The organism is Streptomyces griseorubiginosus, from assembly GCF_017614965.1.
GTDB classification, from domain to species: domain Bacteria; phylum Actinomycetota; class Actinomycetes; order Streptomycetales; family Streptomycetaceae; genus Streptomyces; species Streptomyces griseorubiginosus_B.
The window spans coordinates 1-9939 of record NZ_WVUG01000318.1; the positions used below are offsets into that span (position 1 = coordinate 1).

General features: G+C 69.1%; 10 protein-coding genes. 3 read left to right on the plus strand and 7 right to left on the minus strand.

Annotated features, from left to right (window positions below):
- Positions 1-570: YdeI/OmpD-associated family protein (locus GRC12_RS36930; RefSeq protein WP_208784504.1), on the plus strand; the 570-nt coding region annotated here is incomplete at its 5' end.
- A gap of 4 nt (positions 571-574) precedes the next feature.
- Here the strand turns inward: GRC12_RS36930 and GRC12_RS36935 are convergent.
- Positions 575-1126, minus strand: coding sequence for a YceI family protein (locus GRC12_RS36935; protein WP_208784506.1), 552 nt, complete (start codon positions 1124-1126; stop codon positions 575-577).
- A 478-nt stretch (positions 1127-1604) separates the two neighbouring features.
- Here GRC12_RS36935 and GRC12_RS36940 point away from each other — a divergent pair, with 478 nt between their 5' ends.
- Positions 1605-3200, plus strand: coding sequence for an acyl-CoA carboxylase subunit beta (locus GRC12_RS36940; RefSeq protein WP_208784507.1), 1596 nt, complete (start codon positions 1605-1607; stop codon positions 3198-3200).
- A gap of 57 nt (positions 3201-3257) precedes the next feature.
- Positions 3258-3449 (plus strand): acyl-CoA carboxylase subunit epsilon, encoded by a 192-nt coding sequence (locus tag GRC12_RS36945; RefSeq protein ID WP_133046738.1) that lies wholly within the window; start codon positions 3258-3260, stop codon positions 3447-3449.
- 126 nt (positions 3450-3575) lie between these two features.
- Here GRC12_RS36945 and GRC12_RS36950 read toward each other — a convergent pair whose 3' ends face one another.
- The 6 genes from GRC12_RS36950 to GRC12_RS36975 form a co-directional block, all read right to left on the minus strand.
- Entirely contained in the window at positions 3576-4157 is a 582-nt protein-coding gene (locus GRC12_RS36950; RefSeq protein ID WP_009314218.1) for a GTP-binding protein, read from the minus strand.
- The gene (locus tag GRC12_RS36955) at positions 4138-4722 is read right to left on the minus strand and encodes a DUF742 domain-containing protein (RefSeq protein WP_208784508.1); all 585 of its coding nucleotides are present in this window, start codon (positions 4720-4722) and stop codon (positions 4138-4140) included. Before GRC12_RS36955 ends, GRC12_RS36950 begins: the two co-directional genes overlap by 20 nt.
- A 94-nt stretch (positions 4723-4816) precedes the next feature.
- The gene (locus GRC12_RS36960; RefSeq protein WP_004983065.1) at positions 4817-5230 is read right to left on the minus strand and encodes a roadblock/LC7 domain-containing protein; all 414 of its coding nucleotides are present in this window, start codon (positions 5228-5230) and stop codon (positions 4817-4819) included.
- 10 nt (positions 5231-5240) lie between these two features.
- A complete protein-coding gene (locus tag GRC12_RS36965) occupies positions 5241-8537 on the minus strand; it encodes a sensor histidine kinase (RefSeq protein ID WP_208784509.1) in 3297 nt (1098 codons plus the stop codon).
- Between the two features lie 387 nt (positions 8538-8924).
- Positions 8925-9500, minus strand: coding sequence for a GTP-binding protein (locus GRC12_RS36970; protein WP_133046741.1), 576 nt, complete (start codon positions 9498-9500; stop codon positions 8925-8927).
- A complete protein-coding gene (locus GRC12_RS36975) occupies positions 9481-9876 on the minus strand; it encodes a DUF742 domain-containing protein (protein ID WP_016432454.1) in 396 nt (131 codons plus the stop codon). The genes GRC12_RS36970 and GRC12_RS36975 overlap by 20 nt, the downstream gene beginning before the upstream one ends.
- Positions 9877-9939: the final 63 nt, after the last annotated feature.

A 9939-nucleotide genomic window follows, 5' to 3' on the forward strand; every position in this document is an offset into this window, starting at 1 on the left:
ATGACCACCCCCGCGCTCCCGGACCCCCTGCCCTTCGCCTCCGTCGACGAACTCGACGCGTGGCTGGAGGTTCATCCCGCGCCGCATCCGGGGCTGTGGGTGAAGGTCGCCAAGAAAGGGTCCGGGATCGTCTCCGTCGACTGGGTCGAGGTCAATGACGTCGCCCTCTGCCACGGCTGGATCACCGGGCAGCGCAAGGCACTTGACGAGCGGTACTTCCTGCAGAAGATCACGCCGCGACGGCCCGGCAGCCTGTGGTCGATGGTCAATGTGCGCCGGGTGGCGGAACTGGCAGCCGCCGGGCGCATGCGGCCCACCGGACTGGCCGAGGTGGCCGCCGCCCAGGCGGACGGGCGGTGGGCCGCGGCGTACGCCTCACAGCGCGAGGCCGCCGTGCCCCAGGACCTCGCCGCGGCGCTGGAGCGCGACCCCGAGGCCGGAGCCGCCTTCGGCGCCCTCGGCCGGACCGACCGTTACCAGGTGATCTTCGCCCTGCTCACGGCCCGTACGCCCAAGGCCAGGGCGGCCAGACTGGCGGCCGCCCTGGCCCGGCTCGGTGCCCGGGAGTGACGACTCAGGCGGTCCTGATCGCCGAGATGTCGAAGTTCAGCTTGATCTTGTCGGAGACCAGCACGCCACCCGTCTCCAGGGCCGCGTTCCAGGTCAGGCCCCACTCGGAGCGCTTGATCTCCGCCTTGCCCTCGAAGCCGACACGCTCGTTGCCGAAGGGGTCCTTCGCGGCGCCGTTGAACTCCAGGTCGATGGTGATCGGCTTGGTCGTGCCGAGGATCTCCAGGTCACCGGTGATGCGGTAGTCCTCGCCACCGAGCGACTCCGCCTTGGTGGAGCGGAAGGTCATGGTGGGGAACTCGTCGGTCTTGAAGAAGTCCGCGCTCTTCAGGTGCCCGTCCCGGTCCGCGGAACCGGTGTCGATGCTGTCCATCTTGACGTCGATGGAGGCCGTCGACGCGGACGGGTCGGCGCCGTCGAGGTGCAGGGTCCCGGTGAACTCGTTGAACTTGCCCTTGACGTTGGTGACCATCGCGTGCCGGACGGTGAAGCCGATCGTGGAGTGGGCGGCGTCGATGGTGTAGTCGCCGGTCAGCGCGGTGAGGTCGTTCGCCATGTCATGCTCCTCGGGGGTGATGTTGAATGTTGAACTACTCAACGGGAACGACCGTAGACCTATTCCCTTGCGGTTTCAACGTCATCCGCGAAGTGTCGGCGAGACGGCCATGAGCTTCACCCGCGGGACCGGACCGCTACCCTCTCCGTCGGGGAACCCCCTCGAACGGGTGAACCCGTCGAGATCATCTGGGGCCACCCGGTGCGCGGGGTGTCGTGGGCCGACGACTCGGTCGAGATCCTGGCCACGGGCCCTTGCGTGAAGGGGCGCGTTCCCCCAGGCGTGTCATGTGCGACGCGCCGATGTGAGCCGACTCTCGGCCGACGACTTTGTGCGACCCCTACAAGCCCGGGCCCCTCTGAGCAGTCGGAACGCCTGCATGCCCCTCGGGTTCTGTTCAGTGGTACCAGGAAAACGGCCCGGAGACTGTACGGAGTCGACGGCTCGCTTTCCTCGGTGTCCTTCGTAAGGTCACTACATGACCGTTTTGGATGAGGCGCCGAGTGAGTCGACGGGTGAGCCGACGGACGCGCGCGGGCGGGTCGCCGAGCTGCACGAGATCCGTGCGCAGGCGCTGGCCGGGCCGAGCGAGAAGGCGACCGAGGCGCAGCACGCCAAGGGCAAGCTGACCGCCCGGGAGCGCATCGAGCTGCTGCTGGACCCGGACTCCTTCCGGGAGGTCGAGCAGCTGCGCCGGCACCGCGCCACCGGTTTCGGCCTGGAGGCCAAGAAGCCGCACACCGACGGTGTGATCACCGGCTGGGGGACGGTGGAGGGCCGTACGGTCTTCGTCTACGCCCACGACTTCCGCATCTTCGGCGGCGCGCTGGGCGAGGCCCACGCCACGAAGATCCACAAGATCATGGACATGGCCATCGCGGCCGGCGCCCCGCTGGTCTCCCTGAACGACGGCGCGGGCGCCCGTATCCAGGAGGGCGTCTCCGCCCTGGCCGGCTACGGCGGCATCTTCCAGCGCAACACCAAGGCCTCCGGCGTCATCCCGCAGATCTCGGTGATGCTCGGCCCGTGCGCCGGCGGCGCGGCCTACAGCCCCGCCCTCACCGACTTCGTCTTCATGGTCCGCGAGACCTCGCAGATGTTCATCACCGGCCCGGACGTGGTCAAGGCGGTCACCGGCGAGGAGATCACCCAGAACGGCCTGGGCGGCGCGGACGTGCACGCGGAGACCTCCGGTGTGTGTCACTTCGCGTACGACGACGAGGAGACCTGCATCGCCGAGGTGCGCTACCTCCTCTCCCTCCTCCCGCAGAACAACCGGGAGAACCCCCCGCGGGTGGAGTCCACGGACGCGCTCGACCGCCGCTCCGAGGTCCTGCTGGACCTGGTCCCGGCCGACGGCAACCGCCCGTACGACATGGCCAAGGTCATCGAGGAGATCGTCGACGACGGGGAGTACCTGGAGGTCCACGAGCGCTGGGCGCGGAACATCATCTGCGCGCTGGCCCGGCTGGACGGCCAGGTCGTCGGCATCGTGGCGAACCAGCCGCAGACCCTCGCCGGGGTGCTGGACATCGAGGCCAGCGAAAAAGCTGCGCGCTTCGTCCAGATGTGTGACGCTTTCAACATCCCGATCGTCACCTTCCTGGACGTCCCCGGGTTCCTCCCGGGCGTCGACCAGGAGCACGGCGGCATCATCCGCCACGGCGCGAAGCTGCTCTACGCCTACTGCAACGCGACCGTGCCGCGGATCTCGCTGATCCTGCGCAAGGCGTACGGCGGTGCCTACATCGTCATGGACAGCCAGTCCATCGGTGCGGACCTCACCTACGCGTGGCCGACGAACGAGATCGCCGTGATGGGCGCCGAGGGTGCCGCCAACGTCATCTTCCGGCGGCAGATCGCCGAGGCCGAGGACCCCGACGCCATGCGGGCCCGCATGGTCAAGGAGTACAAGTCCGAGCTGATGCACCCGTACTACGCGGCCGAGCGCGGACTGGTCGACGACGTCATCGACCCGACCGAGACCCGCGAGGTGCTCATCCGCTCCCTCGCCATGCTGCAGACCAAGCACGCCGACCTGCCCTCCCGCAAGCACGGCAACCCCCCGCAGTAACCCAGCGGACCCTCCGCGACACCCTCGCGGAAACCTCTCTCACGGAGACTGAGACCTATGAGCACTCCTGACATCCGCGTCGAGAAGGGCCATGCCGACCCCGAGGAAGTCGCCGCCATCACGGCCGTCCTCCTGGCCCGCGCAGCCGCCCAGCCCGCCACCGAGCCCACTCACCGCGGCCGCCAGAAGGCCGGCTGGCGCCGCCTGGAACGCGAGGGCGGCTTCCGGGCCCCGCACAGCTGGCGCTGAGCCCGAGGGCGCGCAGAAGGGCCCCTCCCGACCGGGAGGGGCCCTTCTGCGCGCCCTCGGGCTGGAGGGCATCGGGCACAGAAAAGGGGGCCCCTCCCGCAGGAGGGGCCCCCTTCACAGGGATGGTTACCGCAGCCGAGCCATCAGCGCGTGCTCAACCAACGTGATCAGCGCGGACTTCGCGTCCGCCCGATGCCGTGCGTCCGTCGTGATGATCGGCGTGTCCGGGCCGATCTGCAGCGCCTCACGCACCTCGTCCGGGTTGTACGGCTGCTGGCCGTCGAAGCCGTTGAGGGCGATGACGAAGGGGAGACCCGAGTTCTCGAAGTAGTCGACCGCGGGGAAGCAGTCGGCGAGGCGCCTGGTGTCCACCAGGACGATCGCCCCGATGGCACCGCGGACCAGGTCGTCCCACATGAACCAGAAGCGGTCCTGACCCGGCGTACCGAAGAGGTACAGGATCAGGTCCTGGTCCAGGGTGATGCGGCCGAAGTCCATGGCGACCGTGGTGGTCGTCTTGTCTCCGGTGTGGGTGAGGTCGTCGATGCCTGCCGAAGCGGACGTCATGACGGCCTCTGTGCGCAGCGGGTTGATCTCCGAAACGGCCCCGACGAACGTGGTCTTGCCCACGCCGAAGCCACCCGCCACCACGATCTTCGCCGAGGTGGTGGAGCGGGAAGGACCGCCGCTAGAGCTTGCGAAGTCCACTGAGCACCCTTTCGAGCAGTGTCACGTCTGGCTGGCCGCCGGCGTTCTCGTCGCCGCCGGGCTGATGGATGGCGACCAGTCCCGCCTCCGCCAAGTCGGCGACGAGGATCCTGGCCACGCCGAGAGGGATGGTCAGCAGGGCGGAGATCTCCGCCACCGACTTGATTTCTCGGCAGAGGTTGCAGATCCGCTGATGCTCGGGCAGCTGGCCCTGCATCTGGTGCGGCTGCGCGGTGGTGTGCACCAGCGCCTCGATGGCGAGCTGGTAGCGCGGGCGCGTCCGGCCGCCGGTCATGGCGTACGGACGCACCAGGGGATTGTTCGACGCCCCCGCGGGCGCCGGCTCAGGAGAGCGTCGCTGCGGCTGTACGGGCTGGATACGCGGCGCCGGCGGCTGGTCGTACGGCGACGGCCCGGGACCCTGCGGCGCGTACGGCTGCTGATGCCGCGGGCTCGGGGCGGAGGGGAAGTTGTAACGGTTCGGGTTCTGAGCACCGTCGCCGGGGCCCTGGGCAGGGCCGTACGACCAGTTGCCCGAATTCGAACCGCCTGGGGGTGTTGCCACTTTCTCCTCCTCCGACTGTGCCGGGCACCCATCCCTGTGGAGCCGCGTCCCGAAACCTTACGGCCCCGGGACGCCAAAACGCACCGTCTGTCTGTCAGTTGAGCAGGCTGCCCTGGAGCTCCGCACGGAGATCCGGAGTCAGGACCGTACCGGCACGGTCCACCAGAAGGGCCATCTCGTACCCGATGAGGCCGATGTCCGCCTCCGGGTGTGCGAGTACCGCGAGCGAGGAACCGTCGGAAATGGACATGATGAACAGGAATCCCCGCTCCATCTCCACAACCGTCTGGTTCACGCTGCCGCCCTCGAAGATGCGCGAGGCACCGGCGGTCAGCGAGGTCAGACCGGAGGCGACGGCCGCAAGCTGGTCGGCGCGGTCGCGCGGAAACCCTTCGGACATCGCCAGAAGGAGTCCGTCGGCGGAGACCACCACCGTGTGGGACACCCCCGGGGTGTTGTCCACGAAGTTGGTGATCAACCAGTTCAGGTTCTGTGCCGCCTGGCTCATCGGGCTCACACTAACGCTCCTGGTTGTAGGTGCTGTCAGAACCGAAGCCCTGACCGTTCGTTTCACTGCCTGCGCCGGCGCTGCGTCCGCGCTGGACGCCCCGACGCAGGTTGCTCAGCCTGCCCCGGACGTCCTCCGGGGCGCGGGAGACCGATGGGCCTCCCTGAGGGGTGCTCTCGGCGGCTCCCTCGATCAGGTTCGCCTTGGGCACCCGTCGCGGCAGTCCGGAGGAGGTGACCCCGCCCGCCTTGGGCTTGCGCAACTGCGCGGCCTGCTGCCAGCGTTCGTCGTTCGCCGAACGCCAGCTGCTGGTCTCGCCATTGTTCTCCGAAACCGGAGCGGGAGCCGACGGCTCCTGGTTCACGTGCCGCGTGCCGTTCGAACCGCTGGTACCGCTCGCGAAGGATCCGCGGCGGGGCAGCCCGGCGTCGGTCAGCTCGTGGACGGCGGAGGGGGCCGGTCCCGGACGGTCGAAGCCTACGCGTTCGTGCTCACCCGCGTCAGCGGCCTGCGCAGGTTCCGCTTCCGGAGCGTACTGGTCCGGGTAGCCGTTCTGGTAGCTGTCGGGCTGCGGCCAGTCGTCCTGGTAGCGGCGCTGCTCGAAGGCGGGGAAGGAGTCCGGGGCGGCGGCACGGGCGGCCGCGGGCTCCTCCTGGACCGGCTCCGAATACGACGGCTCGGGGTAGCCCCCGTTGGACGAGAACGGGTCGTTCTGCGGCTGCGAACCGTTCGGCGCGAAGTACGGCTCCTCGTACGACGGCGACTGGGCCGGCTCCTCGTACGAGGTGCGCTGCTCCTCGTACGGAGACTGCTGCTGCTCCTCGTACGCCGAGCGCGGGTCGAAGGTGCCGGTCCGCTGCTGCTCCGGGTAGCCGCCCTGGCCGTTGTCGTAGGCCTGCGGCGCGTCGAAGGCGTCGGCGTACGGCGAGGCCTCCGGCGACTCCTGCTCCGGGTGGCCCTGGGTGCTCTGGGCCTCCAGGGCGGCCCGGCGCTCCTCGCGCATCAACGAGCGGCCGACCGGGTCCAGCTCGCGGATGTCGTCGGGGACGTCGGCGTAGCGGCTGTCGTCGAAGCCGAGCTCCGCGGCCGTGCGCATCGGCAGGCCGGTGTTGAAGTCCTCACCCTGGAAGTTCTGCTCCGGGATGATCTGCGAGACGGTGAACTCGTCGCGGTTCATCTGCTGCTCGCCGCCACCACCGTGGGTGATCGCGTCCGGCAGCATGACGAGCGAGGTGGTACCGGCCTGCTCGCCGGAGGGGCGCAGCTGGACCCGGATGCCGTGCCGGTCGGACAGCCGGCCGACCACGAACAGGCCCATGCGCTGCGAGATCGCCGCGTCCACGGTGGGCGGGTTCGCGAGCTTGTGGTTGATGTCCGCGAAGTCCTCGGCGGTGAGGCCGATGCCCTTGTCGTGGATCTCGATCATGATGCGGCCGTCGGGCAGCCGGGTCGCGGTGACACGGACCTTGGTCTGCGGGGAGGAGAACGTCGTCGCGTTCTCCAGCAGCTCGGCCAGCAGGTGCACGAGGTCGGTGACCGCGCGGCCGTGGATCTCGGCCTCCGGGACGCCGGACAGCTCGATGCGCTCGTACTGCTCCACCTCGGAGGAGGCGGCGCGCAGCACGTCGACCAGCGGGACCGGCTGGTCCCAGCGGCGGCCGGGCTCCTCGCCGGCGAGGACCAGGAGGTTCTCGCCGTTGCGGCGCATACGGGTCGCGAGGTGGTCCAGGCGGAAGAGGTTCTCCAGCTGGTCCGGGTCGGCCTCGTTGTTCTCCAGGTCGGTGATCAGGGTCAGCTGGCCCTCGATCAGGGACTGGTTGCGCCGGGAGAGGTTGGTGAAGATCGCGTTGATGTTGCCGCGGAGCAGGGCCTGCTCGGAGGCGAGCCGCACGGCCTCGCGGTGGACCTGGTCGAAGGCGCGGGCGACCTCGCCGATCTCGTCCTTGGTGTGGATCGGGATCGGGGCGACCCGGGTGTCGACCCGGCCGGGGTCGGTGCGCGAGAGCTGGTCGACCAGCATCGGCAGACGCTGCTCGGCGATGCCGAAGGCCGCGTTGCGCAGCTGGCGCATCGAGCGGGACATCTGGCGGGCGACCGCGCCGGCCAGGATGAACGCGAGCAACAGGGCGACGATGACGATGGCACCGGTGATCAGCGCGTCACGCTTGGCGTTGCTCGCGATGTCGGAGGCCTCGCTCACCGCGGTGTCGGCCTTGTCCTCCTCGAGCTTGCGGTACGCCTCGTACTTGAGGGTGGTGCCCGCCCACCAGTTCTCCGCGGTGATGCCCTTCTGGGCGAGGACGGCCCGCGCGGAGGGGTCGGTGCTCTGCAGCTGCGACATCGCCGTGATCATGTCGACAGGGTTGGACGGCGGCGGCACATAGGTCTTGTTCTCGGCCGCGGCCTTCGCGGCGGCCTGCTTGACCAGGGCCGCCCCGTCGGTCTGCACCTTCGCCAGCGACTTGTTGAGCTTGGCGATGTCCTCGTCGGTGCCGCCGGCCTGGTACTCCTGGATGGCGATGCCCTCCAGGTAGGCGTACGAGGTGAGGGCGGTGCGCTGGGTGGCCAGGCTGTCCTTGCCCGGGCCCGGCGCGACCAGCAGGTGCATGCCGATGGAGCGCTCCAGGGAGAGGGCGCCCTTGGCGAGTGCGATGGCATAGACCGAGCGGCCGTAGCTGGTGATGTTGCCGGTGCCCAGGCCGAGCTCGTTGGAGAACTCGAGGAGCGGGTGCTCCAGGTTGACGTAGGCCTCTTCGGTCCCCACGCCCTTGAAGCTGGAGGTGTAGGCCTTGGCGCGCAGCGAGGTGAGTTCCGGCTCCGCCTTGCGGAAGCGCTCCAGGCGGCGCACCAGGCCCGAGCGGTTCGGCATGTTCTGCGCGGCCTTGTCGAAGGCGTCCGCGGCGTCGTCCGTGGCCTTGCGGGCCGCGACGACCGACGGGTCCTTCTGGCCCTTGCCCAGCAGCAGGGGCGCGGCCGTCACGTCACGCTCGTTGGTGATCGCGTTGCTGTAGGTCAGGGCGGCCCGGACCAGACGCGCGGTGTTCTCCGCGTCCTGGGCCTCCTGCCAGGTGTCGATCGAGTTCTTCACCTGGAAGCCGCCCATGACCAGACCCACGCCCACGGGTATGAGCAGGATCGCGTTCAGTCGGGTGGGCACCCGCCAGTTGCGGGGGGAGAAACGGCCACCGCCCGAGGCGGGAGCGGCCGCAGGCTCCGGTACGGACACAGGGGCGGGCGCCGCTCCGCGCGGCGGCGGGGTGAAGTTGCCCCGCGCCGACGGCTCGGGACCGTTCTTGCTTCGCCTCACTCGACCAACAACCTCTCGGCGGCGGGCACCAACGTTGTGCCGCAGTGTCTCAGAGCCCAGTACGCCATTGAGTACGCAGTACTACTGAGTACGTCTTTGACTTATAGGCAGTTCAGGCATTCCAGCACGAGGGCCAGCGCTCTTCCAAACAGCGGAAAGCGCGGATTCCATGTGATGTAAGCCCCAGATAAAACGGTCATAAAGAGCGAGCCCCGTCAAAAGACGGGGCCCGTGTGTGCACAGCGACACCGGACGACGACCACGCGTGGCCGTACCACCCGATTCCTCTGCCGAAACGTTATGAACACCGGGGCCGACCGTGTCAAAGGCCACAGTCGGCTCCGGAGCGTCTACGACAACTGCCGTACGGCATGGCGGATTTGGGGGCTACCTCAGCCGTGCCATGAGAGCGTGCTCGACCAGTGTGATCAGCGCGCTCTTGGCATCGGCCCGGTGCCGGGCGTCCGTCGTGATGATGGGGGTGTCGGGGCCGATCTGCAGGGCCTCGCGCACCTCCTCGGGCTGGTAGGGCTGGTGCCCGTCGAAGCCGTTGAGCGCGACCACGAAGGGCAGACCGCTGTTCTCGAAGTAGTCGACCGCCGGGAAGCAGTCGGCCAGGCGCCGGGTGTCCACGAGCACCACCGCGCCGATCGCACCGCGCACCAGGTCGTCCCACATGAACCAGAAGCGGTCCTGACCGGGCGTGCCGAACAGGTACAGGATCAGGTCCTGGTCGAGCGTGATACGGCCGAAGTCCATGGCCACCGTGGTGGTGGTCTTGTCCCCGGTGTGGGTGAGGTCGTCGATGCCCGCGCTGGCGGACGTCATGACGGCCTCCGTGCGCAGCGGGTTGATCTCGGAGACCGCTCCCACGAAGGTGGTCTTGCCGACGCCGAAGCCACCGGCGACGACGATCTTCGCGGAGGTGGTCGCCCGCCCTCCGTCAGAGCTTGCGAAGTCCACTGAGCACCCTTTCGAGCAGGGTCACGTCCGGCGCACCGGTCGTCTCGTCACCACCGGGCTGGTGGATCGCGACGAGTCCGGCCTCGGCCAGGTCCGCGACAAGAATCCGGGCCACGCCCAGCGGCATGGCCAGGAGCGCCGACACCTCGGCGACCGACTTGACCTCACGGCACAGGTGGCAGATGCGCTGGTGCTCCGGGAGCAGCCCCATGAGTGCTGCGGGGTCGGCCGTGGTGCTGATCAGTGCCTCGATGGCGAGCTGGTAGCGCGGCCGGGTCCGGCCGCCGGTCATCGCGTACGGACGTACCAGCGGCTGGTCGCCCTCATCCTCGTACGGCTCCGCGTACGGATCATGAGAGGCGGTGGGCGGGGTCATGAATCCTCCGGGCGGGACAGCAAGTCGGTCGGGCAAGCCGTCTGACGGGGCCGGTGGGGGGAT

What these genes read in the sequence shown, in the direction of transcription:
- GRC12_RS36935 (WP_208784506.1), bottom strand. Translation starts at nt 1,126, where the DNA reads ATGGCGAACGACCTCACCGCGCTGACCGGCGACTACACCATCGACGCC.
- GRC12_RS36940 (WP_208784507.1), top strand. Translation starts at nt 1,605, where the DNA reads ATGACCGTTTTGGATGAGGCGCCGAGTGAGTCGACGGGTGAGCCGACG.
- GRC12_RS36945 (WP_133046738.1), top strand. Translation starts at nt 3,258, where the DNA reads ATGAGCACTCCTGACATCCGCGTCGAGAAGGGCCATGCCGACCCCGAG.
- GRC12_RS36960 (WP_004983065.1), bottom strand. Translation starts at nt 5,230, where the DNA reads ATGAGCCAGGCGGCACAGAACCTGAACTGGTTGATCACCAACTTCGTG.
- GRC12_RS36975 (WP_016432454.1), bottom strand. Translation starts at nt 9,876, where the DNA reads ATGACCCCGCCCACCGCCTCTCATGATCCGTACGCGGAGCCGTACGAG.